General features: G+C 65.2%; 25 protein-coding genes. 13 read left to right on the forward strand and 12 right to left on the reverse strand.

The window, feature by feature from the left end:
• Positions 1–38: 38 nt before the first annotated feature.
• Positions 39–848: a GntR family transcriptional regulator gene (locus tag M1247_RS04810; RefSeq protein ID WP_317155142.1), complete on the reverse strand. Its 810-nt coding sequence runs from the start codon at positions 846–848 to the stop codon at positions 39–41.
• Between the two features lie 200 nt (positions 849–1,048).
• Between M1247_RS04810 and M1247_RS04815 the strand changes: the two genes are divergently transcribed.
• From M1247_RS04815 to M1247_RS04850, 8 genes are all read left to right on the forward strand, one after another.
• Positions 1,049–2,077 (forward strand): zinc-dependent alcohol dehydrogenase, encoded by a 1,029-nt coding sequence (locus M1247_RS04815; protein ID WP_317155143.1) that lies wholly within the window; start codon positions 1,049–1,051, stop codon positions 2,075–2,077.
• A complete protein-coding gene (locus tag M1247_RS04820) occupies positions 2,074–3,066 on the forward strand; it encodes a TRAP transporter substrate-binding protein (RefSeq protein ID WP_317155144.1) in 993 nt (330 codons plus the stop codon). The genes M1247_RS04815 and M1247_RS04820 overlap by 4 nt, the downstream gene beginning before the upstream one ends.
• The gene (locus tag M1247_RS04825) at positions 3,056–3,631 is read left to right on the forward strand and encodes a TRAP transporter small permease (RefSeq protein WP_317155145.1); all 576 of its coding nucleotides are present in this window, start codon (positions 3,056–3,058) and stop codon (positions 3,629–3,631) included. Before M1247_RS04820 ends, M1247_RS04825 begins: the two co-directional genes overlap by 11 nt.
• A complete protein-coding gene (locus M1247_RS04830) occupies positions 3,628–4,905 on the forward strand; it encodes a TRAP transporter large permease (RefSeq protein WP_317155146.1) in 1,278 nt (425 codons plus the stop codon). The genes M1247_RS04825 and M1247_RS04830 overlap by 4 nt, the downstream gene beginning before the upstream one ends.
• Before the next feature lie 31 nt (positions 4,906–4,936).
• Positions 4,937–6,181 (forward strand): RuBisCO large subunit C-terminal-like domain-containing protein, encoded by a 1,245-nt coding sequence (locus tag M1247_RS04835; protein ID WP_317155147.1) that lies wholly within the window; start codon positions 4,937–4,939, stop codon positions 6,179–6,181.
• A complete protein-coding gene (locus M1247_RS04840) occupies positions 6,181–7,431 on the forward strand; it encodes a four-carbon acid sugar kinase family protein (protein ID WP_317155148.1) in 1,251 nt (416 codons plus the stop codon). The genes M1247_RS04835 and M1247_RS04840 overlap by 1 nt, the downstream gene beginning before the upstream one ends.
• Positions 7,432–7,494: 63 nt before the next feature.
• On the forward strand, positions 7,495–8,127 hold the full coding sequence (locus M1247_RS04845) for a DUF4245 domain-containing protein (protein WP_317155149.1): 633 nt from the start codon (positions 7,495–7,497) through the stop codon (positions 8,125–8,127).
• 67 nt (positions 8,128–8,194) lie between these two features.
• Positions 8,195–9,001 (forward strand): dienelactone hydrolase family protein, encoded by an 807-nt coding sequence (locus tag M1247_RS04850; RefSeq protein WP_317155150.1) that lies wholly within the window; start codon positions 8,195–8,197, stop codon positions 8,999–9,001.
• Positions 9,002–9,020: 19 nt separating this feature from the next.
• Here the strand turns inward: M1247_RS04850 and M1247_RS04855 are convergent, their stop codons facing one another.
• Positions 9,021–9,764 carry an IclR family transcriptional regulator gene (locus tag M1247_RS04855; protein WP_317155151.1) on the reverse strand — a complete coding sequence of 248 codons (744 nt, stop codon included), beginning with the start codon at positions 9,762–9,764 and terminating at the stop codon, positions 9,021–9,023.
• Positions 9,765–10,007: 243 nt separating this feature from the next.
• Here M1247_RS04855 and M1247_RS04860 point away from each other — a divergent pair, with 243 nt between their 5' ends.
• Both M1247_RS04860 and M1247_RS04865 read left to right on the forward strand, forming a co-directional pair.
• Positions 10,008–11,366, forward strand: coding sequence for an MFS transporter (locus M1247_RS04860; RefSeq protein ID WP_317155152.1), 1,359 nt, complete (start codon positions 10,008–10,010; stop codon positions 11,364–11,366).
• Positions 11,367–11,398: 32 nt separating this feature from the next.
• Positions 11,399–12,337, forward strand: a complete 939-nt coding sequence (locus M1247_RS04865; RefSeq protein WP_317155153.1) for a dihydrodipicolinate synthase family protein — start codon at positions 11,399–11,401, stop codon at positions 12,335–12,337.
• Here M1247_RS04865 and M1247_RS04870 read toward each other — a convergent pair.
• The 4 genes from M1247_RS04870 to M1247_RS04885 are packed head-to-tail and all read right to left on the reverse strand — an operon-like array spanning position 12,331 to position 16,193.
• Entirely contained in the window at positions 12,331–13,494 is a 1,164-nt protein-coding gene (locus M1247_RS04870; protein WP_317155154.1) for an AI-2E family transporter, read from the reverse strand. The two genes, M1247_RS04865 and M1247_RS04870, sit on opposite strands and share 7 nt — an antisense overlap.
• Before the next feature lie 28 nt (positions 13,495–13,522).
• Positions 13,523–14,362, reverse strand: a complete 840-nt coding sequence (locus tag M1247_RS04875) for an SDR family NAD(P)-dependent oxidoreductase (protein WP_317155155.1) — start codon at positions 14,360–14,362, stop codon at positions 13,523–13,525.
• Entirely contained in the window at positions 14,359–15,126 is a 768-nt protein-coding gene (locus tag M1247_RS04880; RefSeq protein WP_317155156.1) for an SDR family NAD(P)-dependent oxidoreductase, read from the reverse strand. Before M1247_RS04880 ends, M1247_RS04875 begins: the two co-directional genes overlap by 4 nt.
• Positions 15,123–16,193, reverse strand: a complete 1,071-nt coding sequence (locus M1247_RS04885; RefSeq protein ID WP_317155157.1) for a cholesterol dehydrogenase/isomerase — start codon at positions 16,191–16,193, stop codon at positions 15,123–15,125. The genes M1247_RS04880 and M1247_RS04885 overlap by 4 nt, the downstream gene beginning before the upstream one ends.
• A gap of 315 nt (positions 16,194–16,508) precedes the next feature.
• Here M1247_RS04885 and M1247_RS04890 point away from each other — a divergent pair, with 315 nt between their 5' ends.
• Positions 16,509–16,868 (forward strand): hypothetical protein, encoded by a 360-nt coding sequence (locus tag M1247_RS04890; protein WP_317155158.1) that lies wholly within the window; start codon positions 16,509–16,511, stop codon positions 16,866–16,868.
• A gap of 11 nt (positions 16,869–16,879) precedes the next feature.
• Here the strand turns inward: M1247_RS04890 and M1247_RS04895 are convergent, their stop codons facing one another.
• The gene (locus M1247_RS04895) at positions 16,880–18,079 is read right to left on the reverse strand and encodes a cytochrome P450 (RefSeq protein WP_317155159.1); all 1,200 of its coding nucleotides are present in this window, start codon (positions 18,077–18,079) and stop codon (positions 16,880–16,882) included.
• Between the two features lie 165 nt (positions 18,080–18,244).
• Between M1247_RS04895 and M1247_RS04900 the strand changes: the two genes are divergently transcribed.
• The gene (locus tag M1247_RS04900; protein ID WP_317155160.1) at positions 18,245–18,799 is read left to right on the forward strand and encodes a TetR/AcrR family transcriptional regulator; all 555 of its coding nucleotides are present in this window, start codon (positions 18,245–18,247) and stop codon (positions 18,797–18,799) included.
• Here M1247_RS04900 and M1247_RS04905 read toward each other — a convergent pair.
• The 4 genes from M1247_RS04905 to M1247_RS04920 are packed head-to-tail and all read right to left on the reverse strand — an operon-like array spanning position 18,792 to position 23,645.
• Complete coding sequence (locus tag M1247_RS04905; protein ID WP_317155161.1) at positions 18,792–19,676, reverse strand: formylglycine-generating enzyme family protein; 885 nt, start codon at positions 19,674–19,676, stop codon at positions 18,792–18,794. The genes M1247_RS04900 and M1247_RS04905 overlap by 8 nt on opposite strands.
• Positions 19,666–20,553 (reverse strand): HAD family hydrolase, encoded by an 888-nt coding sequence (locus M1247_RS04910; RefSeq protein ID WP_317155162.1) that lies wholly within the window; start codon positions 20,551–20,553, stop codon positions 19,666–19,668. The genes M1247_RS04905 and M1247_RS04910 overlap by 11 nt, the downstream gene beginning before the upstream one ends.
• Before the next feature lie 2 nt (positions 20,554–20,555).
• A complete protein-coding gene (locus tag M1247_RS04915) occupies positions 20,556–22,100 on the reverse strand; it encodes an arylsulfatase (RefSeq protein ID WP_317155163.1) in 1,545 nt (514 codons plus the stop codon).
• 3 nt (positions 22,101–22,103) lie between these two features.
• Positions 22,104–23,645 (reverse strand): arylsulfatase, encoded by a 1,542-nt coding sequence (locus M1247_RS04920; RefSeq protein ID WP_317155164.1) that lies wholly within the window; start codon positions 23,643–23,645, stop codon positions 22,104–22,106.
• A gap of 267 nt (positions 23,646–23,912) precedes the next feature.
• Between M1247_RS04920 and M1247_RS04925 the strand changes: the two genes are divergently transcribed.
• A complete protein-coding gene (locus tag M1247_RS04925) occupies positions 23,913–24,362 on the forward strand; it encodes a DUF5994 family protein (RefSeq protein ID WP_317155165.1) in 450 nt (149 codons plus the stop codon).
• Between the two features lie 12 nt (positions 24,363–24,374).
• Here M1247_RS04925 and M1247_RS04930 read toward each other — a convergent pair whose 3' ends face one another.
• Complete coding sequence (locus tag M1247_RS04930; RefSeq protein WP_317155166.1) at positions 24,375–25,025, reverse strand: GntR family transcriptional regulator; 651 nt, start codon at positions 25,023–25,025, stop codon at positions 24,375–24,377.
• Between the last annotated feature and the right edge of the window lie 14 nt (positions 25,026–25,039).

A 25,039-nucleotide genomic window follows, 5' to 3' on the forward strand; every position in this document is an offset into this window, starting at 1 on the left:
GGGGTCGTCAATTGGGAGCCGGGATGCGGGCGGCCTCCTCAGGGTTGGCCGGGGGTGAACAGCGTCGTCAACTCCGCGACAAGCTCACGCACCCGACCCAAGTCGGGGGCGGTCGAATCTTCGGCTGCGACCCTCGCGTCGACGTCGAAGACGGTCGAGGGCTCATGCCACACCGTGGACCATTCCAGCCCGCGTCCGTGCGCGTCGTTGGTGACCGCATGCAGCAACAGCACCGGTGTCCCGACGTCGATGCCGAGGTAACCGGCAACGGTCGGATCCGCCGGCACCGCCCGCATCTGGCGCGGGCCGCCGACCGGGACGACGCCGGCGGACCGCATGTATCCGAGCAACGACCCTTGTATCGCGTCGGCGGTGAGCTCCGGGAACAGCTCCCGTGACACCCATGACCGCATGAACACCAGCGGCTCGTCGTCCACGAAGCGCAGGCGCTCGATGCGCCAGGCGTCGGAAGTTTCCAACGCCGCGACCGCGGCCTCCGGTGCGGTGGCGGCGGTCAGGTCGATCACCACGGTCCGCAGTTGCTCTCCCGCCGCGGCCAATTGACGACTCAGGCCGCCGGCCTGTTCTGCCCGCCTGCGATGTACCCGGGTGGGCACGACGACGCTGCCCCGGCCGCGCTCGCGCCGGATGAGCCCGGCGTCGGCCAGCTCTGCGAGGGCCTGCCGGATCACGCTGCGCGCTACGCCGAAACTCTCCTGAAGCTCCAGTTCGCCGGGCAGGTGTTCGCCCGGCGCAATGTTCTGTCCGAGGATCTGGCTGCGCAGGACTTCACGCACCTGGGCGTACAAGGGAACGCCGCTCGCACGGTCCAGCGCCTGCTCTGGCACCACGGCGCTCCCTCCGACAGCATCAGCGTTCAAGGCTAGGACAGAAATCACGGTGACGATTGACACCTCATGTGATCCACAGCATACTTGTCCGGACTTGTTGTACGTACAAGTATGCCACTGAAGAAGCTCTGGAGTCGCCTCATGGCCCGAACCGGCCCTGCCCCTACACCGTGCCCGCCGGCCGGGGAGTTTCTGGCGTGAAAGCGGCCGTACTCACCGCGACCCGTCACGTCGAGGTCCGTGACATCGCCGACCCCGAGCCGTGCCGGGATGAGATCGTCATCGCCGTCGAAGCCTCGGGAATCTGCGGTTCGGATCTGCACGCGTGGCACGGGCGTCACCCATTCCGGCAGCCGCCCGTGGTGCTGGGGCATGAGCCCGCGGGCACGGTGGTCGCCCGTGGATCGGACGTCGCCACGGTCGAACTCGGCGACCGGGTGGTGATCGAACCGCACCGCATCTGCGGCGCGTGCGACGCCTGCCGGCGGGGCGACAACGAACTGTGTGAATACAAGCAGTACCCGGCGACCCACGGTTGGCACGGCAGCCTGGCCGACTTCTTCGCCGCTCCGGCGAACATGGTGCACCCCGTGCCCGACGGCCTCCCACTTGAGCTGGCCGCCCTGGCCGAACCGCTCGCCGTCGCATGTCACGCGAATCGGCGCGGCCAGACCGGTCCCGGAATGACGGTCAACATCGTCGGCTCGGGCACCATCGGCCTGTTGTGCACGATGGTTGCCCGCCACCTCGGCGCCCAGGTGGATGTCGTCACCGACATCGATGCCGAAAAGCTCGGCGTCGCAGCTGAGCTGGGGGCGCGACGCCCCTCCGACGTCCGCACGTCGGACATCGTCGAGGAGCTTCGGGCAAGCCGTTTCGAGCGCGCCGATACCACCATCGTCGCGGCCACCGCGCCGCAGAGTCTGGTGGACGGTGCCGCGCTTACCCGGCCGGGCGGCCGAATCGTGCTGCTGGGCCTCTACCGCGACACCGCCATGATCGCGGCGTCGTCGATGGTGACCGATGAGCAGACCCTGGTCGGGTCGCTCACCTACAACAGTGCGGACTTCGACGCCGCACTGAGCCTGCTCGCCGCTGATCCGGAGTCCTACGGGCGGTTCATCACCAAACGCGTCGGCCTGCATGAGGTGGGTGCGGAGTTCACCCGTCAGTCCGAGGGCGGCGCGGCCATCAAGACGCTCGTCCTGCCGGGGTTGACGGAATGACGTCACGACGAACGAAGGCGCTGCGGCTGTGTGTGGCGGTCCTGACGTTGAGCGCGCTGGTGGGCTGTTCGGGAGGCCGCCACGACACGATCCAACTGCGGCTGGGGCACGTCAACTCCGTGACCGATCCGTGGCAGACCTCGGCTCAGGAGTTCGCGGACCTGGTGAACGAGAACAGCGGGGGAGCCGTCGAAGTCAAGGTGTATCCCGGTGCCCAGCTCGGTGGAGACCGGGACATGGTCGAGGGCATGCAGATCGGGTCGGTCGATTTCACGTTGGTCGCCGGAGTGCTCTCGTCGGTCGTGCCTGCGATGACGATGCTGGAGATCCCGTACATGTTCACCAGCCAGCAATCCCTCAACAAGGCCCTTGCCGGACCAGGTGGTCAACAGCTGTCGGAAATGTTGTCGGAGAAAGGGATACGCAACTTGTCCTGGCTTGACCGGGGCCCGCGAGAGCTGACCGCCAACCGCGAGATCACCGCACCGGCGCAGCTTGACGGCGCCAAGGTCCGCGTGCCCGAGATCCCGGCGGCGATCGACGCCTGGCGAGCCATGGGCGCCAACCCCACCCCGATGGCATTCTCCGAGGTGTACGGCGCACTGCAGCAGGGGGTGATCGACGGCCAGGAAAATCCTTACGCCATCATCGAATCGGGAAACCTCTACGAGGTGCAGCGCTACGTCATGCGCACTGATCACGTGTACGGCTACGTGATGCTCGCGATGTCCGAAGATGCCTGGAACCGGCTCTCGACCCAGCAGCAAGAGGTGGTCACCGAGGCGGCGGCCACGGTGCGGGAGCACCACAACGAACGCACTGCCGCCGATGAGCAGAAGTACCAGAAGATGTTGCGGGACAAGGGCATGACCTTCGTCGACGTCGACCGCGAGGCGTTCCGGCGCGCCGTCCAGCCGGTGCACGCACACTACGCACAAGAGTTCGGTCAAGAGCTCTACGACCACCTGGTGGCCGCCAATGACTCCTAAGGATGTATTCCACCGGGTGGCCGACGGTTTGGACGTCGTAGCGCGAGTGATCGCCGGCGCCGGACTCATCGGCATCGTCGTGGTCATCACGCTGCAGGTGCTATTCCGCTACGTCCTCGACGAGTCGCTGGCGTGGACGGAGGAGATCTCGCGATTCCTGTTCATCCTCACCAGTTTCGTCGCGATCACGGTGGCTCATCGACGTCAGCTGCATGCCGGCTATTCCAGCCTGGTCACCAAGCTGCCGGTGGCGGTCCGGCGCACCGTGATCATCGGCGTGGATGTCATCAGCATCGCCTTCTTCGTCGTGGTGGGCCTGTCGAGCCGCAAGCTCATCGAGGTCGGCCTGGACTCGCAGGCCCCGGCCACCGGGGTGCCGATGGCCTGGATCTACCTGGTATTCCCCCTGTTTGCATTGCTGGGCATCGTGTTCAGCCTGGAGCACATCCTTGTGCACCTGCGTGGGGACGCCGACGTCCTGCTGTCGGCGGATGAGGACCGCGCGGTGGCAGAGGAAGCCGCGGGCGCCATCGGAGTCCGATCCGACGGACGGAGCACAACATGATCGGCTGGCTGTTCGGCGGTTTCGCGGTGTTGGTCGCCTGCAATGTGGCAGTCGGCATCGCGCTGTTGATGGCGGTGGTGGTGGCGATGATGGCGACCGGCACCGACCTGCCGCTCGCGGTGATCTCCCAGCGGATGTTCACCGGGATGGATTCATTTGCCCTCATTGCCATCCCGGCGTTTCTGCTCGCCGGCGAGATCATGGCCCGCGGGGCCATGGCCCGGCGAATGATCGAGTTCGCGGCCGCGATGGTCGGTCACTTCCGGGGTGGCCTTGCAGTGGTCGGCATTCTGTCGACCATGTTGTTCTCGGGGGTGTCGGGATCGTCGGTGGCCAACACGGCCGCGGTCGGCAGCGTGCTCGTGCCACAGATGCGTCAACGTGGTTATGACCCCGCATTCGCCGGCGCGGTCGTCGCCAATGCCGGTGTGCTCGGCTCGGTGTTCCCGCCGTCGATTCCCATGGTGCTGTACGGCATTGCCGCCGGTGTCTCCATCACCTCGCTGTTCGTCGCCGGCATCGTGCCAGGAATCCTGATGGTGGTGCTGCTGATCGCCGTGGGTTACTGGCAGTCGATCCGGGCGGGCTACCCGGCGGGCGAACGCGCGTCGGTGCGGGAATTCTTCGTCAGCCTCAGAGGAGCCTTCCTCGCACTGATGACCCCCGTGCTCATGGTCGGCGGAATCGTCTCCGGAATCCTCACCGTCACCGAGGCCGCGGTCGCCACGGTGATCTACGCGCTGATTGTCGAACTCTTCGTCTACCGCGAACTCAGATTCCGCGATATGTCCGCGGTGATGACCAGGGCGGTGGTGTCCACCGGCATCGTGATGCTCATCATCGCGGCTTCGACACTGTTCGGCTGGATCATGACCATCGAGCAGATCCCCCAGACGATCGCCGAGTTCCTGCTCTCACTGACCTCGTCGGTCTGGGTTCAGCTGCTGTTGATCAACGTTCTGCTCCTGATCATCGGAACCTTCCTCGACGTGGCGCCCGGCATCATCATCGCGGTCCCGATCCTGGCCCCGCTCGTGGATGCGCTCGGGATGGACCCGGTTCACTTCGGTGTCATCGTGGTGATCAATCTTCTTGTCGGACTGGTGACTCCACCGGTCGCACCGACGCTGGTGGTGGGTGCCTCGATCGCCGGGGTGAGTTTGGACAAGATCACCACGGCCTCGTGGCGGTTCTTCCTGTCGCTGCTCCTGACGCTCGTCCTCATCACCTACATCCCGGCGCTGTCCACCTGGTTGCCCAGCCTGTTGAGCTGAGCCACCACAACATTCTTGAGAGGCTGAAACGTTGACCGACGCCATCGAGGTCACCTACCGGATCCTGAGTTACCTGCCGCTGGAGCAGGCTGCCGAAGCGATCGCCGGTGAACAGACCACCGGAACCTTTACCAAGGTCGCCGGGGAGACGCCGGAGCTGCACCGACGGCACCGCGCTCAGGTCCTTGGCATCACGCCGTTGGCCGAGGACCTGAGCGCTGCCCTGCCGGGTGCGCGGGGCCGCGAAACCGGGACGCTGCGTGGGGGACTGGTGCGGATCGGTTACCCACTGGTCAACAGTGGTCCATCGCTGACCCGGATGCTGGCGTTCATCTCCGGCAATCTCTACGAGCTGAGCGAGCTGGCCGGAATCAAGCTGCTCGACATCGATTTCCCCGACGAATTCGGCGTTGCGTACCCGCCGGCCCCGCATGGTGTCACCGGGACACGCACGCTGGTGGGCCGCCCATCCGGTGTCCTGCTGGGAACCATCGTCAAACCGAACATCGGCCTGGCCGCTCCCGATTACCACCGGGTGGTCCGTGAATTGGGCCTGGCGGGTTTGGATTTCATCAAGGACGACGAAGTCAACGCCGACTGCCCGCCCACGCCGCTCCGAGACCGGGTCCCGCAGATCATCCGTGCCCTGGACGATGTCGAGAGCGAGACGGGCCGGCGCCCGCTGTATGCGTTCAACATCAGCGATGAAGTGGACCACATGCTCGAATCGGCCGCCTACGTCGAAGAGGCCGGCGGCAAATGCGTCATGGTGAACACGGCACTCGTCGGTATCCCGGCTCTGTGCGCCGTACGTCGACACACCGATCTGGTGATCCACGGCCACCTCGCGGGATTCGCCGCGGCATCACGGCATCCCAACCTGGGGATGGGTTTCGGCGCATTCCAGAAGCTGACCCGATTCGCCGGCGTGGACCATCTGCACGTGGGCGGGTTCCGGTCGAAGTTCTTCGTCGAGGACAAGGAGACCGCCGCGAACATCAACGCGGTGCGCACCCCGCTGCTCGGCGGTCGCGAATGCCTCCCGGTCATCTCGTCGGCCCAATCTGCGGGCACCGCGCCGACGACGTGGCAGCACACCGGCACCGACGATCTGCTCGTGCTCGCAGGCGGCGGGATCCTGGGTCACCCGGGCGGGCCTGCTGCGGGGGCACGCAGCATGCGCCAGGCGTGGGAGGCGGTCGCTGCCGGGGTGCCGCTGCAGGAAGCGGCCGGGCAACATAGCGAGCTCGCTGCCGCGCTGGCACACTTCGGCTGATGGTGCGGGCAGCGTTCGTCGCCGACGATTTCACGGGAGCCACCGATGCGCTGTGGCAGTTTCAGCGCTATGGCCTGCGGTCGCGGCTGTTCACCACGATGCCCGAAACCCTCGATGACGAGTACGACGTCATCGGGATCGCCACCACCGCGCGATCGGTCACCGATTCTTCTCGAATTGCCCTGCCCGCGTTGCGGATACTGGCCGGGCTGGAACCGGAACTGCTTCAGTACAAGGTCTGCTCCACGTTCGACTCGTCCCCCGAGCGGGGCAGCATCGGGGCCGTCATCGACGGTGTGCAACGCGAACTCGGCCTGGACCTGCCTGTTCCCGTGCTGCCCGCGCAGCCGGAATTCGGGCGCTGGACGGCGTTCGCGAACCACTTCGCCGCCTACGCGGGCCAGAACTACCGGCTGGACCGTCACGATCCCATGCGCACACATCCCGCCACACCCGTCGACGAGCCGGATCTGCGGCTGCACCTCGGCCGGCAGTTGCCGAGCGGTTCGACAGTGGGCGTGCTGCACGTTCCCCTGCTGCGCGACGATGCCGCCCTGGCGGCCGGCCTGACCGATTGCCTACACGGCTCCGACCGCGCTTTCGTCGTCGACGCCATGACCGATGCCGACCTGGTCCGGTTCGGTGCGTCGCTGCGCCACCATCGATGCGGGTTCGATCGCCCGGTGTTCGCGGTCGGGTCGGGCGGCCTGTCCTACGGGTACGGCGCGGCGCTGGCGGGCAGCGGCGTACCGCCGGCCCCCGCACACGGGGATGTGCGACCCGCACAGGGGCCGGTGCTGGTGGTGTCGGGCAGCTGCTCGCCGGTCACCGACCGGCAGATCCGGGCTGCGGAGCAGGCTGGCTGGTTCAGCATGCACATCGACAGTGCCGATGTCACCGGGCAGGTCCGCGCGGCGCTGGGCGACGGCAGGCACACGGTCGTCTACACCGCGCGCGGGCAGAGCACCGCTACCGCGCCCACAGACCTGAGCCGACGCCTCGGCACGCTGGCGCTCGGCGCGGTCGAGGACGGCTTGACCCGTCGCCTGGTGGTGGCCGGCGGCGACACGTCCGGCGAGATCATCGGCATGGCCGGGGTCACCGCCATCGAGATCCTCAGCTCGATCGACGTGGCGGGGCTGCTGTGCCGGATGTTCGGCGCCGGGTCGGTGCTCGACGGGGCGGAGGCCGTGCTCAAGGGTGGTCAGGTCGGCGGCGACGACTTCTTCCTGCGGGTGGCCGGACAGTGACCACGCACGTCGATGAGCTCGCCGCCGGATAACCAGATCCGGCGGGCTGGGATACTGACTGTCATGACCACCCAGCCCACCCCGGCCCCCAGGCCGGCGAAGTCACGGCTGCTGCAGGACGGCCGTGACATGTTCTGGTCGATGGCACCGCTGGTGCTGGCCTGCATCGTGCTCGCCGGACTGCTGGGCATGTGCTCGTTCCAGGCCAGCGGGCCGGGAGCGGGACCTGCGCCTGAGTACGACGTCGCGGCCGGTCTGCAAGCTGACGCCGATGCGTTGAAGATCCCGATCCGCCTGCCGCAACTGCCGGAGGGCTGGCAGCCCAACTCCGGCAGCCGCGGCAGCATCGACGGTGGCGCCACCCTGCCTGACGGGCAGCGCGGCCGGGCGGTGACCTCTCGGACCGGATACCTCGCCCCCGACGGCATGTACCTGAGCCTGACCCAGAGCAATGCCGATGAGGCGCGGCTGGTCGCATCGATCAAACCGGATTCCTACCCGGCAGGCACGCAGGACGTCGACGGAGTGACCTGGGTGGTGTACGAGAGTTCTGACCCGGAGCCGGTGTGGACGACCCGGCTGAGCGGTCCGGCCCAGGTCGCGATCACCGGTGCCGGTGGTACGGATGAGTACCGTACGCTGGCCAGTGCGACGCAGAAGCAGTCGCCGTTGCAACCTACTCAGGGCCCAACGTGAAGTCGATCGCGAGATTCTCGGGATAGTTCGCGATCTTCTTCACTCTGGACGCCAAAGGGGATGAATGATGACCGCACCAGAAGCTGATCTCACCGGATGGACCGCCGCGCCGTTCTCGGCGGCAGGCCAGACGTACGACGTGTACCGCCGGGGTGAAGGCCCCGGTGTGGTGCTGATTCCGGAAATGCCGGGCCTGCACCCCGGCGTGCTGGCGCTGGGTAATCATCTCGTGGACAACGGCTTCACCGTCGCCGCCCCGTCACTGTTCGGCACCCCCGGCGCCAAGGCGCTGCGACCCGGTGCTGTGCCGGTGTTGATGAAGGGCTGTGTGACGAAGGAATTCTCGGCGTTTGCGACCAATGCCGACCGGCCGATCGCCCACTATCTGCGGGCGCTGGCCCGTGACCTCAATGCCATCACCCCCGGCAAGGGGGTCGGTGTGATCGGACAGTGCTTCTCGGGTGGCTTCGCTCTGGCGGCCGCGGTGGACGACAGCGTGCTGGCTCCGGTGCTCAGCCAACCGTCGCTGCCACTGCCGTTGACCGCCAAGCAGAAACGCGATCCGGGCATCTCGGAAGGTGAGCTCAAGATCGTCGAGCAGCGCGCCGCCAACGACGGTCTGTGTGCGCTGGGGCTGCGGTTCAGCCAGGACTGGATGTCGCCCGGTGAGCGGTTCTCGACTCTCAAGGCACGGCTGGGGGATGCGTTCGAGGTCATCGAGATCGATTCGAAAAAGGGCAATGAGCACGGCATCGCGCCGGCCGCTCATTCGGTGCTCACCGATCAGGTCCGTGAAGTCGACGGTCACCCCGCCTACGAAGCGCGCAAGCGGGTGATCGAGTTTCTCACCGAGCGACTGAGCGCGGACAAGTAGCCGGCGGAGAACCAATCGTTCATTGTCTCCATCCCAGCTCCTTGGAGATTGTGGTGACAGCGCGTCCGAGATCGGGCAGTAACCGGGTGAGGCTTTCGAGGTCCGCGCGGGCCTTCAGCGCCGTGACGGAGACGGCCGCGAGAACCTCGCCGGTGGCATCCCTGATCGGCATGGCGATGCAGTTGACGTAGTCCTCGAACTCCCCGTCGTCGACCGCGAACCCGTTGTCGCGGGTGGTGCGGAGTTGCGCAACGAATTCCTCGAGGTCGGTGATCGTGGTGTCGGTGTGCCGCTCGAACTCGTGACCGGCCAGCATGCTTCGCACCCGATTCTCGGGTTGGTAGGCCAGGATCGCCTTGCTCACGCCTGCGGTGTGGAAGCACACGGGTTGGCCGATCTGCGAGTACAGACGGATGGATCGTGGCGGCTCGACCTTGTCGGCATAGACAATGCGATCGCGCTCAAGGACGGCCAAATGGACCGTGTGTGTGGAGATTTCGCACAGCTCCTGGAGATGCGGCCGGGTGATCTTGGCCAGGTCGAACTGTTCCAATGCGAGCGCAGCGAGTCCGGCCAGTCGATAACCGACGCCATACCTGCCGTTGTCCCATCGCCGGACCAGCCCGCTGGTCGTCAACGTTTCGAGCAGACGCAGGGCAGTGGACCGGTGAACGCCGAGGTGCTTCGCCACCTCCGTCTGGGTTCGAGGCGTGGTGCTCACGTATTCGAGAATCTCGATTGCCCGCGCGACGGTTTGGGACATGACCTCAGCCTGCCACGCCGACCGCGGGGCTCTTGGCGCCGATCCGGCGATCCGGGGTGTGTCTCCGCCGGACCTCCTGAAATATAAGCACCACAGTCCATTTCGCGTAGTCAACGGCCTCCATCGCCGGTCACCTCCGATCCGTTGTTCGGCCACAACGCCTTGACGCAGCTTTTGTGATCCACCACACTAAACAAGATACGCAATGCTGTTGCACAGTATGCAACAAATCCCGGAGGTGTGATGCCCAATCCCACGCAAGACACCGGCGCATTGGATTTGGAAAGCTCCACCATGCGCCGCGTGGCACGGCGGTTGATGCCCCTGATCATCGTTTGTTACCTGGTCGCCTACATCGACCGCTCGAACGTGTCCATCGCGGCGCTCACCATGAACGAGGACATCGGTCTGACGGCCGCCGCATATGGGCTGGGCGCGGGATTGTTCTTCGTCACCTACATCATTTTCGAGATCCCGAGCAACCTTGCGCTGCACCGCTTCGGCGCTCGTCGGTGGATCGCACGGATCATGATCACCTGGGGCATCGTCGCGGCGTGCATGGCGTTGGTGGTCGGTGAGAAGTCCTTCTATACGGTCAGGCTGTTGCTTGGCGCCGCAGAGGCCGGCTTCACCCCGGGCATCATCTTCTATCTGTCCCAGTGGTTTCCGAAGCGGCACCGCGCCCGCGCAATGGGGCGGTTCTATGTCGGCGCTGCGCTGGCCACGGTGATCGGGGCGCCCTTATCGGGGCTATTGCTGAACCTCGACGGTCTGCTGGGCCTCGCCGGCTGGAAGTGGTTGTTCGTGGTCTCCGGAATCCCCGCTGTCGTGCTCGGATTCATCGTGTTGAGGTTCTTCACCGACTATCCCGCCCAGGCGCATTGGCTCCCGGAACGGAACCGGGAGTGGCTCGTGAGCACGATGACCCGTGAACGCGATGAAGCGGAGGCGGTCCGGAAGTTCTCGATCCGCGGCGCCCTCTTCCACCCTGGCACGTTGCTCCTGGCGTTGTTCTTCTTCCTGTACTCGTTCAACAGCATTGGGCTGACGCTGTGGATGCCGCAGGTGATCAAAGGCACTTTCGGCACACCGAGCAATCTGGTGACCACGCTGCTCACCGCAATCCCGTATGCGTTCGCGGTGATTTTCATGCTCATCGTCGGCAGGCAGGTCGATCGCGGCGGGCGGCGCCACATCTATATGGCAGTACCGATGGCGTTGGCCGGCGTATTGCTGGTCGGCAGCGTCGCAGCGGGACAGTCGCTGCTGGGCTTTCTCCTTCTTGCCGTGTCGACCGGATTCGCATGGTCTGCGGTACCGGCCTTGTGGTCCACCGCTACGGCGTTCACCAGCGGAGTCGCGGCAGCCGCCGCGGTGGCACTGATCAACTCGACCGCCAACATCGCCGGGGTTGCCGTGCCGCCGCTGATCGGCCGGGTCCGTGAGGCGACGGGCTCTTTCGCCGTACCGCTGCTCCTGATCGCCGGCGCGATGCTCGCCGCAGCGGCAGTCGCGCTCGTCTCCAACCGGTACACGCACGAGGGGAGCCTGGCCGCCTCGGTCACAGACAACGAATCCGCACCGAACGAATCCGTCCGGTGACGACGGCCCAACGCCAAGGGATAGACATTCACATGACTGACGTCCAGCGGATGCTCACGGGGGTCTGCCCGGTGTTGGAGGTGCCGTTCGACTCCGAGGGCGCCCTCGACCTCGACGGCTTCAACTCGGTGGTGGAGCACACCCTGGACGCGGGCGCCACAGCAGTGATGTTTCCGGGGTTCGCGAGCGAATTCCTCAAACTGGCCACGGCCGAACGCCACGCTCTGTGCGACGCGTTGCTGCCTCACACCGTCGGGAACGACCGGGTAGCGGCGGTGATCTCGGTGCCCGACCATGCCACCCGATTGGCGGTCAGCGAGGCGACGCGCGCTGCGGAAGCCGGCGCCGATGCCATCAACGTCCTTCCGCCGTTTCAACTCGGCCCATCGCGGGAGGCGGTGCTCGCGCATGTCGAGGCGGTGATCTCAGCCGTCGATCCGGTGCCGGTCGTCGTCCAGTATGCGCCCGCACAGACCGGAACCGCGCTCGATGCAACGACTTTGCGGACTCTCGCTGACCGGCACCCGAACCTGCAGGCGGTCAAGGTCGAATCGGTACCGCCCGGCCGGATGATCAGCGCATTGTCGGCACCGTCGCCCGGGCGGGCGTTGCCATCTCTTGTCGGGTACGCAGGTTTGCACATGATCGACGCGCTGCGGCGCGGAGCGATCGGTGTTCAGCCCGGTTGTTCGTTTACCGAACTCTACGTTGAGATTTGGAACAGCTGGACCGGTGGCGACCATGACGCCGCCGTCGGGCTCCATACCCGGATGCTTCCGTATTTGTCGTCCTGGATGCAGGGTGTCGAGCTCATCGTGGCGGTCGAGAAGGAAATATCGGTGCGCCGTGGTTGGTTCGGGTCCGCGCACTGCCGCGCCCCGGGGCATCGACTCGACGACGAGGAACTCCGCACCATAGACCGGTTCTGTGCCGATTTCGCTCCGCAACTGTTCGGCGGCGCGGATCACTGATCGGCCGGCGCGGCTTCTTCCTTCTGCCCGAACAACACTCGATGCAACAGCTGTTGCCGTCGCTGTTTGCGGGGGCCTTCGGGTTCCTCGGTCTCGAGTTCGACGCCCTTGTACACGGCCAGGTAGACGCTCACCGTGGTCACAATGATGATCATCAGCACCGGGCCGATCACGAGGCCGAAGAAGCCGAACATCGCGATACCGGCGAACACCGCCAACAACATCAACGCGGAGTCCAGCCGGGCGGCCCGGGGCACCAGGATCGGCCGCAGCACGTTGTCGATATTGGTCACGATCAGGAGGTGGAACAGCACTACGAAGATGCCGCCGCCGACGTTGCCGAAGAACATCATTCCGATGCCGAACGGGATGGTGACTATGCCGCCGCCGAGCGGGATCACCGACAGAGCGGTCAGCACGATCGCAAAGATGAAGAACCCGTTGTGAAAACCCGCGATGTAGATCGAGATCGCTCCGGCGACACCCTGGCACAGCGCGATCACGAACTGGCCCTTGACGGTGCCCTTGACCATGGCACCGGTCTTGGCCAGGTACAGGTCGGTGATCTCCTCGCCCAGCGGGTTGAGTCTGCGGATGAGCGTCGCCATCTCATCCTTGTTGATCAGCAGTGAGATGAACACGTACAGGAAGATGATCGACGAGGTGATCGCGCCGACGGCACCGCCCACCGCACCCTGCAGGACTCCCAGCAGCCACTCACCGCCGCGCTGGGACACATTGGCCACGGCATCGCGCAATGACTCCGCGGTCAGATGAACATCCAGGAACGGCAACCGGTCCAACAGTGAATTGACCAGCTGAAGGCCCCGGTCACCGAGCGTGCTGATATCGGTGTCGGCAAGCCAGCCTCTGACCGCATTGACCATCTGCGAGATCTGCACGATGGCCAGGAAAACCACCATTGCCACCGGCGCGATGACCATGAGCAGCGCGACCAACAGGGTCACGGTGGCTGACAAGCCACTCCCGATCCTGGGCAGACACCGTTGGTAGAGCGGCGAAAACAGATATGCACCAACGGCGGCCATCACGATGAGGACGAAGAAGGTGCGCAGGAAATAGGCCCCGAGTAGCAGGGCGATGACGGTGAAGACGGCCAGCGCGCGTTTCTGGGTGAGGGTGAACTGGTTCTCCATCAGACCCCTTCCCTTGCTGCGCTGAACCCTAGCGTTTCTCCTGCACGACGCGGGGATTTGCCGCGCGTGCCTGGCCGGCCCGCTGTGAGGCCACGAAGCGCATCGACAGGCGTTGCATCAGCCCGGGCGCCAGCCGGGCAAACACCCACGAGGCATGCGCGCGCCGGGGTTTGACGAGGATCGCCTTGTTGCGGGTGATCGCCCGCAACGTGTCCGATGCCAGCCGGTCGGCGTCGTAGGCGGCCTTGACTCCTTGGCCTTGCAAAAAGTAGTCGCGACCGACGAATCCGCCGACCGCGCCCTTGTCGAGGATGGGTGTCTCGACCGCCGCCGGGCACACCGCCAGAACACCCACCCCGTGCGCGGCAGCCTCCGAGCGCAACGCGAGTGACATCCCCACCACGGCGTGTTTGGTCATCACATAACTGGTGAGCTGGCCCGCGGCCGCCAGCCCCGCCATCGAGGCGGTGTTGACGATGTGGCCGTGGCCCTGCCGGATCATCAGCGGGTAGGCCGCCGCGACGCCGTGCACGACACCGCGCACGTTGACGTCGATGATGGCGTTCCACTGGTCCAGTGTCAGCAGTTCGGTGTCACCACCCCACACGATGCCCGCGTTGTTGAACATCAGATCCAGCCGCCCGGCCCGCTCGACGACGCTGTCGACCGCTGCTTGGACAGCAGCCGCGTCGGTGACATCCAGGCGGGCCGACCGGGCGCCCAGCGCGTCGGCGGTGCGGGCCGCGGCGTTTCCGTCGATGTCGGTGCAGAGCACCTCGGCGCCCGCGGCCACCAGGGCGCGGCACAGCGCGGCGCCGATGCCGGAGCCCGCACCGGTGACCAAAGCCTGCTTGTCCTGAAAGCTCACGCCTGGGCCAGCTTCATCACATGGCCGAGCACGTCGGGGTAGCGCTTGAGGTGGGCGCCGCCGTTGAGGTCGACGACTTCGCCGGTCATCCACGACGCCTGCGGCGAGCACACGAACACCACCGCGGCGGCGATATCCTCCGGTGTGCCTGCGCGGCCCAGTGCGGTGTTCTCGACGTACTCCTCGACGACGCCCGGGATCATCGCCGCAGGCTCGGTGAGCGGCGTGTGCACGAATCCGGGAGCGATGGCGTTGACCCGGATGCCGCGAGGTCCCAGTTCCAGCGCCGCCACCTGGGTGAGCATCGACAAGCCGGCCTTGGCTGCGCAGTACGCGCTCATGCCGGCGGCCGGTTGCCGCCCGTTGAGCGACGAGATCGACACCAGCACTCCGCCTTCGGTCAACCGTCGGCCTGCGTGCTTGGCGACGATGAAACCGCCGTTGAGACAGACGTCGATGACGTCACGGAACTGGTCGACGGGCATGTCGGTGATGAGGCCGACGTTGCTGAACCCCGCGCAGTTGACCACGACATCGATCGGCCCGGCGACGTCGGAGAACAGGCGCTGCACCGAGTCCTCGTCGGTGACGTCGACGTAACCGCTGGTGTGCGGTGCGCCCAGTTCGGCGGCACGGGCGGCGGCGCCATCGGTGTTGCGGTCGGCCAACACGATGCGGCAGCCATCGGCAGCCAGTGCCCGTGCACTGGCCCAACCGATTCCGGACGCCGCGCCGATCACGATCGCGACGCGTTGCGGGGTCATGCCTCGCTCCGATCCGGGCTGGGGTCGCCCCACTTCCTGGTTATCGCGGGCCACACATCGGCGTAATGCCCGGGATAGTCCTTGTATGCGGATTTCGACCGGAGGAAGCGGCGGATCAGCGGCGCGGCCAGGCCGAAGGGATATCGCTTCCATCCGGCGTTCGCCCTCGTGTCGGCCAGCACCTGAGGCCAGGAGTGACGTTGGAAGTCGAGTAGTTCCTGGGAACGTGTGGTGTCCATCCAGTCGGTGGCGAACCAGGCGGTGTCATCCACGGGATTGCCGGGCCGGCCGATCGGCAGACCGCCCTTGATACCCATCGCGGCAGCGGCTGCCGAGCCGATCGCCGACTGGGTGTGTCGATGGGTCGCGGAGTCCCCGCCGATCAACAGCACCTCACCGGTGGCCGCAACGGTGGTGGCGACAACGAACGCGGCCGCGACATCGCGCACGTCGACGGTCTGCAGGCGCCCGTCGGCGGGCAGCACGCTTTCGAATGAGATCAGGTCGACGTCGATGTCGATGCTGAACTCGGAGCTCATCACGCCGCCCAGGCGCAGGATCAGCCAGTCCAGTTTCGAGGCCTTGACCAGCGCCTCGGCCTCCACCTTGTGGGCACCGTAGATATCGGACGGATTGACCGGGGTGGTTGGGGTCAGCACCTCGCTGATGTGGTGGGGGTTGCGGGCTCCGTAGACGGCGATGCTGGAGGCCTGGACAAATCGCGGCGGCTCCGGTTGATCCTCGGCGGCCCGCAGCAGCGATGCGGTGGCATCGACGTTGACTTTGCGGGCCAGCCCGCGGCGCATGTAGCAGAACGGCGGGATGATGGCCGCCAGGTGGATGATGGCGGCGGGGGAGACAGCGGTGACCAGGGTGTCGACCGCGGCCGGATCGGTCAGATCAGCCCAGCGCACCTCGACCCGCGGCGGTAACTTCGCGGCGGCCTTGTGATTGGCGGGCATGTCGAGATCGGTCGCCACGACGTTTCGGCCCCCGGCGGCCAGTGCCTTCACCACCGCCGACCCGACCAACCCGAATGCTCCCGTGACCAGTACGGCGTCCGACATAGGCCTCCTCGCTAGAACGTGTTGCAACACTAGCGAACGCAGATGTGGCGTGTGTCACCGTCACGGGCGTCTTGGCGCGCGGCCCCCAGGTCGGGTATTCGCCCCGGCATGGTCAGCAATCACCTGGCATCCGGAGTGCAGGGGCTGTGGGGCCGATGGCGAAGCACGCACGGATTGCCTGAGAAGCATTGGCCAATGGCATCGCCGTTTTGGGGCAGTGTGATGAAGATCGCGTTGGCATAGGTTCTGTGATGGTTTGCCGAAGACCATTCATTTGAGCGATTTGTAAGTTTGCCTCGCACCGCTGCATTCTGGGTGTCGGGAACGAATGAAAACGAGCCGATCGTCGGCGTTTGTGATGTACTCGGTTGCAGGCGTCAGCAATTGGGGAGGTGCGTAATGTCAGAAGATTCTGTGTCGGATGTTAACGACAGCGATGTCGATGCAATTGCCGATGAGATTGCTGTAGACACCCGGGTGGTGGTTTATCCGGGCGGCGATCATGAACTTCATGGCGTCGTCGTCGAGGATTTCGCGGATCTCGCCGGCACCGCTGTCGAGATCGCGGGCGAGCGAATCGTCGAAGCCGCCCGCCGCTGGGCAGTGAACATCGACGACGGTGGTCTGGTGTTCGTCGATGACGACAGCATCGCTGTCGAGCCGCTGCCGGCCTGACAATCCGCGTTTCAACTCAGGGTCAGCGGTAGCCGGCTGAGCCTGCGTACCAACATGCTCGGTAGCCAGTGCGGGCTCCCGGCCGGTTTCAGCGTGCGACGCTCGTCCAGTAGTCGCGTGATCACGACGCGGGCTTCGAGACGTGCTAGCGCGGCGCCGAGGCAGAAGTGCGCACCCTTCCCGAAGGCCAAGTGACTCTTGGTATTAACGCGGTCCAGTCGGAACTCGTGTGGACTGTCGAATGCGGCCGGGTCACGGTTGGCCGCACCCCAGAGCAACAGCAGGCGAGTGTCACCATCGAGCGGGACGCCCGCCAGCGTCGTTGCACTCCGCACGTGACGGTAGTGTCCGCGGAACGGTGACTCGTACCGGAGCGTCTCTTCAAGAAACGTCGGGACCAACTCAGGGTTCTGCCGGAGCCGACGCATGAGCTCGGGTCGCTGAGTCAGCAACCACACTGCGCTGCCGAGTAACGACGCGGTGGATTCGGCGCCGGCGCTCACCAGTTGGATCAACATGAACACCGCGGCATCGCGCGACAATCGTTCGGCTGCGCAGTACGCCGCGAAGTCTCCGAGCAGGTTGTCGCCGCAGTTTGCCAAAGCTTCACCGAATCGGTCGGTGAGGTAACCGCCGAGCCTGACGGCCGCGATCCCCGCTGCGGTGAGTTGGTCGGCGTCGACCAATCCGTCAAGCATCTGGGTGCCGGCGTATGCCCAGGAGACGAGTTCGTCGACATCGCCGGGGGGTAATCCCAGCAGCTGCGCGACCACCAGCATCGGCAGACGATCGGCCAGCACCGACATCCAGTCGAACTTTTCGCCTGCGCTCGCCAGCAGCTTGACCGTGGTGGCGGCGATGAAGGGCTCCAGCTCGGCTATCCGCTTGGCCGCCATCCGGGGCAGCACCAATTTGCGATGGGCGGCGTGCGCCGGATCGTCAGCGGTGGCCAGCACGTGGATGGCGCTTCCCAGCTCGCCCATGCTGAACGCCGTGACGGTGCCGTCGGGCTGGGACCACATGGTCGCGGTGAGATTGGACGAGAAGTCCTGCTGGCGCGCGGCGGCTTCGACGACGGCGTCGAATGACGTCACCAGGAAGAACGGCGAGTCAGCGACCCGCGACACCGGTGCAATGGCTCGCAACCGGTCGTAGAGCGGATAAGGGTCCTGCAAGCTGCGCTGCTCGAACATTTCGTGTGCCAGAAGCATTTGCCCAGGTTGACTGGCGGTTTGGGGACCGTCAACGACGTGGGAACAGGTTGATACACCGCTCGCACACATCCGTTCCGGTGGTCGTCTCAGTGAGGGTGGCTGACCAGGAGAGACCTTGAGAATAATTCTGCATTGCGTCTCAACGTGCGATAAATTACCGCTGTGTCTTCGGGACGGGTGGATTGGCTGGTGGGCGGTGACCGACGTGCCCACGCGGCCGAGCGGATCTACGCCGCCGCCGCCGAGATGGTGGCCAGTGATGGGCTCGACGCCCTCGACATCGATGCACTGGCAGCGCGGGTGCACTGTTCGCGGGCGACGGTGTACCGGCACGCCGGCGGCAAGACCGAGATCCGTGATGCGGTGCTGGCGCGGTTGGCCGCGTCCATCGTGGAGGAGGTGCGCCGCCGCGTCGACGGATTGACCGGGGAGCAACGGGTCGTGACTGCGGTTACCGTGGCGTTGCGGCGCATCCGCGCCGACCCGTTGTTCGATCTGCTGCTCGGCTCGCTACGCAATGGGGAGGGTATGGCTGGGCTCGCGCGGTCGCCGGTGCCGACGGCGTTCGCCATCGAACTCAATGGGCTGGCGCCCGACGATCCGCTTGCCGCCGGATGGATTGTGCGGCTGGTGCTGTCGCTGCTGGTCTGGCCCGGCGCCGACGAGGCCGCCGAGCAGGAGATGTTGCGGCGCTTCGTCGTTCCGGCGTTCAGCTAGCCCGGATACACCGAAAGCCGATGTGGCTCATCCCGGTGTCGATCATCTGAGGCCGTCGCGCCGCAGGCCGGTACCGCATGCAGTAACTGTCCGCGCACAGGAATGACCCACCTTTGATGACCTTGCGGGGAATCTTGAACTGCGGCTGATTCGGGTCGAAACTATCTGCGGCGCAGCAAGGCTCGATACGCCGCGTATCGGTGTACCAGTCGCTGGTCCACTCCCACACGTTGCCTGCCATGTCAAACAGACCGTAGCCGTTGGGGGCGAAGCTGCCCACCGGTTTCGTGGTGCCGTAGCCCGTCTCGGGAAGGTACGGGAACTCGCCATGCCAATAGTTGGCCAGCCGCCCGCCGGGTGGCTCCGGCTCGTCACCCCAGGTGTAGGCCGCATGCTCCAGGCCGCCCCGGGCGGCGGTCTCCCATTGCGTCTCGGTCGGCAGCGACAACCCCGCCCAGTCCGCGTAGGCCTGGGCGTCCTCGAAGGCGACGTGCACCACCGGATGGGTTTCGCGGCCCTTGAGAGTGGAGCGTGGTCCGCGCGGATGGTTCCAGCAGGCGCCCGGCGTCCAGGCCCACCAGAGATTGATATGCCGCAGGTCGACCGGCCCCGGGGTACGCCGGAACACCATCGAACCCGGTACCAGGTTCTCCGGCGGCGCACCCGGGTAGTCGTCGCGGCTCACCGGTCGTTCGGCGACGGTGACATAACCGGTGGCCTCGATGAATTCGGCGAACTCCGTGTTGGTCACCTGCGTCGGTTGTATCCAGAATCCGTCGACGCTGACCTCGCGGACGGGCGCCTCTTCGGGGTAGTGGTCGTCGGAGCCCAGTGTGGTTCGTTGCGCGGGAATCCAGCTCAGGTCGTCAGTCGGCAAAGACCGTGCTCCAGTCGTCGCGCATGCTGGTTACCGTCCACCCGTTCGTGGCGGCCAACTCCAGTGCCTTTTCTGCGCCTGCGGTGTAATCGAATTCGCGCTCGGCATCGTCGTGTCGGACCAGCATGCGCAGACCGTCGGTGTACTCCAGCATCTGGATATCTCCGTTGGAGTTGCCTGCGGCGAAGATCGGTCGACGCCCGACCCGGCCCCAGATGCGGACCGGTTTGACGGGGCCGTCGTCGAGGAACTCGGGTCTGTTCGTCGTCCGGAGGTGGCCGTCGGCGAAGTCCAGGCCCACCGAACTGCCGATCACCCGTTCCGGCGGAATGCCGTACATCGCCGTGGTCACCGGCCGCATGAAGTCGCGGCCACCGCCCGAGGCGATGTAGTTGGTGAACCCGTTGGACTCCAGATAGCGCAGAAGTTCCACCATCGGCAGGTATCCGCATGCGGTGTACAAGCGGTCCAGCGTCGGATGTCTGGCATCGGCGAAGAACGCTTTGACGTGCGAGGCGTGTTCGTCGACGGTGAGGCCCTGATATGCCGAAAGGATGCCGCCGGCAAGAACTTTCATCGCCGAGTCGTCACCGTTGTAATGCTTGGTGACGGCATCGCCGAACCACTTCAGGTTCCCGGCTGCCGCCGCCGCGTACGGCTGGGTGGCCGCCAACTCGGGGTCGCCCGCCGCCTGCTCGGCCAGGCGACGCACCAGGAAGTCCAGCTGGATGTACGCCGGTTTCTCACACCACAGGGTGCCGTCGTTGTCGAACACCGCGACGCGATCTTCGGGGGCCACTTCGGCCGTCGCGTGGGCCACGAAGTCGACGATCGCCGACTTCGTGGGGCCCTCGCTCCAGGACGCCAGCTCCGCCATCCTCAACCGCCCCGGCTGGCGAGGAACTTCTCGAGCTCTTCGACCGCGTGGTTGATGGTGAACGACGCCGGTTCCTGACGTGGCGGGAACTCCCGGAACGTCTCCAGGAACTGATTGACGATGGCCGAGCCGTAAAACATGATGTAGAGGCGGTCGATCACCCAGTCCCAGTAGGTGTTCGACGTGACATCTGCGTGTTCGAACGGATCGGTGCGCAGGTTGAACAACTTCGGTGCGCGCAGTTTGGTGAACGGTTCGAACCAGAGTTGGAGCGTGCCTTGGCAGCGCTGTTCCATGAACACGATCTTCCAATTGTCGGCCCGGATGCCGAGTACATCGCCGTCGTCGGAGAAGTAGATCATGCCGCGCCGGGGGCTCTTGTCGACCTCGCCGGTGAGATAGGGCAACAGGTTGTAGCCGTCGATATGCACTTTGAACTGCGTATCCCCGGCCTTGTGGCCTGCCTTCAGCTTCTCGACGATGTCCGGGTCACCTGCAGCGGCCAGGAACGTCGGTAGCCAATCATGGTGTTGGACGATCTCGTTGGAGACTGCGCCGGTTTTGATCTTTCCGGGCCAGCGGATCAGTTCGGGAATGCGGAAGGCGCCTTCCCAGTTGGTGGCCTTCTCGCTGCGGAACGGTGTAGTCGCACCATCCGGCCAGCTGTTGGCGTGCGGGCCGTTGTCGGTGGAGTAGATGACGATGGTGTCCTCGGTGATGCCGAGTTCGTCGACCAGGTCGAGCAACGTGCCCACATTGCGATCGTGGTCGACCATGGTGTCGTGGTAGGGCGACTGCCAGCGCCCGGCCTGTCCCTTGCTCTCGGGTTTGGTGTGCGTGCGGAAGTGCATGTGGGTCATGTTCATCCAGACGAAGAACGGGGTGTCCGACTCATGCTGTCGCCGGATGAAATCCGCGCACGCCGTGGTGGTTTCGTCGTCGATGGTCTCCATCCGCTTTTTCGTCAGCGGTCCGGTGTCCTCGATGCGCTGTTTACCCACCGGTCCGTACCGGTCGTCGACCTCGCCGGAATCCTCCTCGGTGGCCCAGGAGTGGATGACACCGCGGGGCAGCAGTGCCTTCCGTAGCAGCGGTGCTTCCTCCGCTGTGGGGTAGTCCTCGTGCTCGGGCTCCTCCTCGGCGTTGAGGTGGTAGAGGTTGCCGAAGAACTCGTCGAATCCGTGGGCGGTGGGGAGGTACTTGTTCAGATCGCCGAGGTGGTTCTTGCCGAACTGGCCGGTGGCGTAACCCAGCGGCTTCAGTAGCTCGGCGATCGTCGGATCTTCCTTCTGCAGGCCGACATCGACGCCGGGCATGCCCACCTTGCTCATTCCGGTGCGGTAGACGCTCTGGCCGGTGATGAACGATGCCCGCCCGGCCGTGCAACTCTGCTCGCCGTAGGAGTCGGTGAAAAGCATTCCCTCATGGGCGATGCGGTCGATGTTCGGGGTGGAGTAGCCCATCATTCCGCGGCTGTAACAACTCAGGTTCCAGATGCCGATGTCGTCGCCCCAGATGACCAGAATGTTCGGTTGTGAGTTCGGCATTGTTCAGTCCTTCGCTAGGAATTCGTGGAGCTTCTCGACGGCCTGGTCAACACTGAAGCTGGCCGGTGCGTGTCTCGGCCGGAACTCTTCGAAGGTCTCCAGGAACTTCGTCGCCATCGCGGTCGCGTAGAACACGAAGTAATCGTGGCGCAGCAGCCATTCGTAGTACGTGTTCGAGGTGATGTCGGCATATTCGTACGGGTCGGTGCGCAGATTGAACAGCTTGGGAACGCGTAGGGGCGTGAACGGCTCCGCCCAGATGCGCAGGGTGCCCTGGCAGCGCTGTTCGGCGAATACGATCTTCCAGTTCTCGAATCGCATGGCGACCAGGTCGCCGTCGTCGGAGAAGTAGAAGAAGCCGCGGCGTGGGCTTTCGTCGACCTCGCCGGTCAGGTAGGGCAGCAGGTTGTAGCCGTCGATGTGCACCTTGTACTCGGTGTCGCCGATCTTGTGTCCCTTCTTCAGCTTGTCGCTGATGTCGGGATCGCCTGCCGCTGCCAGCAGGGTGGGTAGCCAATCGTGGTGCTGGATGATCTCGTTGGAAACGGTGCCCGCCTTGATCTTTCCGGGCCAGCGGACCAGCTCGGGTACCCGGAATGCACCTTCCCAATTTGTGTCCTTCTCGCTGCGGAACGGGGTGGTGCCTGCGTCGGGCCAGGTGTTGCGGTGCGGCCCGTTGTCGGTGGAGTAGATGACGATGGTGTCCTCGGCGATGCCGAGTTCGTCGAGCACATCGAGCACCGTGCCCACATTGCGGTCGTGGTCGATCATCGCGTCGTGGTACTCGGACTGCCACAGCCCGGCCTGCCCGCGGCTTTCCGGTTTGACATGGGTGTACAGATGCATGTGGGTGAAGTTGCACCACACGAAGAACGGGTTGCCCTCGCCGTGTTGGCGCTTGATGTAGTCGACGGTGGCATCGGCGATGTCATCGTCGATGGTCTCCATCCGCTTGGTGTTGAGTGGCCCGGTGTCCTCGATGGTCTGCTTGCCGACGGGCCCGTACTTCGGGTCATCGGGTTCGCCGGACACGTCGTCGGTCGCCTTGCACTTCATCACGCCGCGCGGCTTGGCGAGGTTGTACAGCCGCGGGTAGCGGTCCTCGTGCGGGTAGTCGTAACTTTCCGGCTCCTCCTCGGCGTTGAGGTGATAGAGGTTGCCGAAGAACTCGTCGAATCCGTGCACGGTGGGGAGGTATTTGTTGAGGTCGCCGAAATGGTTCTTGCCGAACTGGCCGGTGGCATAGCCCAGCGGTTTGAGCAGTTCGGCGATCGTCGGGTCCTCGGCGGCCCACCCGATATCCGCGCCGGGTATGCCGACCTTGCTCATACCGGTCCGGTACACGCTTTGGCCACTGATGAAGGCTGCGCGCCCCGCGGTGCAACTCTGTTCACCGTATGAGTCGGTGAACCGCATGCCTTCATCGGCGATGCGGTCGATGTTCGGCGTGCGGTAGCCCATCAGGCCGTCGCTGTAACAGCTGAGATTGCTGATCCCGATGTCGTCGCCCCAGATCACCAGGATGTTGGGCTTCGCGTTCGCCACAATGGCTCCTTCGGTTATTGACGGATCAGATCAATGCTAGGAGTAGGCCGACGCCAGGAGGCGGAAATGGCGGAGTTTTCGCCAGGGTGTATTTCGTTGCGCATCAAAGAAATACGTTGCTGTAATGTCCGAGCGATGCTGTTCGGCCTGGCTGACGGCGGCTCCGGCGGCTACTTGGGCTATCCTGGCGGAATCGTAGGTTCCTCGAGTTCCCGACCGTCCGGCTACCGTCTGCGATTGCTCTGATAGTTGAACGGCGCATCGCCGATGGTGGAAGTCGCTTCCCAATGTCCGGCCACGGCTCGGCTCGCGTTGTGCGGGCCCTCGGATCGTCGCGGTTATGTCGATGGCGCCTGGTGGCCACCCAACAATGCGCTGGGCACCGGCCTTGCTGACCTGGTGTCGGTCCTCGGATTGTCGATAGGCCCGGTCCGTCGGGTGCTCTACGACCCGAGCGCGTGGGAGTCGGCTCCGTCGCGAATCATTCGCGGCACCACGGTGATTTCCGTCGATCCGTATACGCTCGTCGCGCGCGATACGGTCTACCTGCTGGGTACCCACTCACGGAACTGCCTGCTGTATGTGGTGCCGCCGACGAGCGCCGATGCCGATGTTCGTCAACTGCTTCGTGCGGTGTCCGAAGCGGCGGACCCGATGAGCGTGTCGACGCTGCGGGAGCTGGTTCGGCAATTCCCCGTGGTGCGCCGGGCGCGCTGACACTGCCTCGGTTCAGGTTCGGTCGGGCAGCGTCGCATAGGTGAACTCGAACAGATAATCGCTCAGGGCGATCGATGCAGCGTGGGCGCGATCAGCCTCGGCGTCCGCGATCGCGGCCAGGATGTTGTGGTGCAACTCCGCCGCCTGGCCCAGATCGGCGGTGACGTCGCCGAGGTGGCCGAACCAGAACCGCCGCGACAGTCCCTGCAGCGGTGCCATCGCCACTTCGACGAACTCGTTGTGGGTCGCCTCGACCACGAGCGCGTGTGCGCTGCGCAGGAAGATCGAGAAGTCGCCGATTGACATGTGGCGGCCGATGACGTCGTCGGCGAGGGCGCGTGCGGTGCGACGTTGGGCGTCGGTGGCCCGCGACGCCGCCAGCCGCACGGCGAACGGCTCCAGCGTGCGGCGCAACTCCAGCAGCTTGAGCTGTGCCTCGATCGATGTCGCAGGCACCAGCACACCCCGATTGGGGTGGATCTCGACGAGCCGTTCACGGGCCAGCCGCTGCAACGCTTCTCGAACCGGTGTCCGGCCCAACCCGGTCAGCTCCATCAGCTGCTTCTCCGATATCAGGCTGCCCGGCGCGAGGTCCTGCAGCACGATCATGCGTTCGATTTCGATGAAGGCCTGATCGCTCTTGTTCGCCGGTTCGTTGCCCATGTCCCCCCTCTCAG

This window comes from Mycobacterium appelbergii (assembly GCF_032883035.1).
Lineage (GTDB): Bacteria > Actinomycetota > Actinomycetes > Mycobacteriales > Mycobacteriaceae > Mycobacterium > Mycobacterium appelbergii.

Excerpts from the sequence above, each read along its gene's own strand:
- M1247_RS04845 (WP_317155149.1), top strand. The coding sequence starts at position 7,495 with ATGACCACCCAGCCCACCCCGGCCCCCAGGCCGGCGAAGTCACGGCTG.
- M1247_RS04880 (WP_317155156.1), bottom strand. The coding sequence starts at position 15,126 with ATGACCCCGCAACGCGTCGCGATCGTGATCGGCGCGGCGTCCGGAATC.
- M1247_RS04850 (WP_317155150.1), top strand. The coding sequence starts at position 8,195 with ATGACCGCACCAGAAGCTGATCTCACCGGATGGACCGCCGCGCCGTTC.
- M1247_RS04925 (WP_317155165.1), top strand. The coding sequence starts at position 23,913 with ATGGTGGAAGTCGCTTCCCAATGTCCGGCCACGGCTCGGCTCGCGTTG.
- M1247_RS04865 (WP_317155153.1), top strand. The coding sequence starts at position 11,399 with ATGACTGACGTCCAGCGGATGCTCACGGGGGTCTGCCCGGTGTTGGAG.
- M1247_RS04860 (WP_317155152.1), top strand. The coding sequence starts at position 10,008 with ATGCCCAATCCCACGCAAGACACCGGCGCATTGGATTTGGAAAGCTCC.
- M1247_RS04930 (WP_317155166.1), bottom strand. The coding sequence starts at position 25,025 with ATGGGCAACGAACCGGCGAACAAGAGCGATCAGGCCTTCATCGAAATC.
- M1247_RS04830 (WP_317155146.1), top strand. The coding sequence starts at position 3,628 with ATGATCGGCTGGCTGTTCGGCGGTTTCGCGGTGTTGGTCGCCTGCAAT.
- M1247_RS04885 (WP_317155157.1), bottom strand. The coding sequence starts at position 16,193 with ATGTCGGACGCCGTACTGGTCACGGGAGCATTCGGGTTGGTCGGGTCG.
- M1247_RS04895 (WP_317155159.1), bottom strand. The coding sequence starts at position 18,079 with ATGCTTCTGGCACACGAAATGTTCGAGCAGCGCAGCTTGCAGGACCCT.
- M1247_RS04855 (WP_317155151.1), bottom strand. The coding sequence starts at position 9,764 with ATGTCCCAAACCGTCGCGCGGGCAATCGAGATTCTCGAATACGTGAGC.
- M1247_RS04915 (WP_317155163.1), bottom strand. The coding sequence starts at position 22,100 with ATGCCGAACTCACAACCGAACATTCTGGTCATCTGGGGCGACGACATC.
- M1247_RS04870 (WP_317155154.1), bottom strand. The coding sequence starts at position 13,494 with ATGGAGAACCAGTTCACCCTCACCCAGAAACGCGCGCTGGCCGTCTTC.
- M1247_RS04820 (WP_317155144.1), top strand. The coding sequence starts at position 2,074 with ATGACGTCACGACGAACGAAGGCGCTGCGGCTGTGTGTGGCGGTCCTG.
- M1247_RS04825 (WP_317155145.1), top strand. The coding sequence starts at position 3,056 with ATGACTCCTAAGGATGTATTCCACCGGGTGGCCGACGGTTTGGACGTC.
- M1247_RS04910 (WP_317155162.1), bottom strand. The coding sequence starts at position 20,553 with ATGGCGGAGCTGGCGTCCTGGAGCGAGGGCCCCACGAAGTCGGCGATC.
- M1247_RS04840 (WP_317155148.1), top strand. The coding sequence starts at position 6,181 with ATGGTGCGGGCAGCGTTCGTCGCCGACGATTTCACGGGAGCCACCGAT.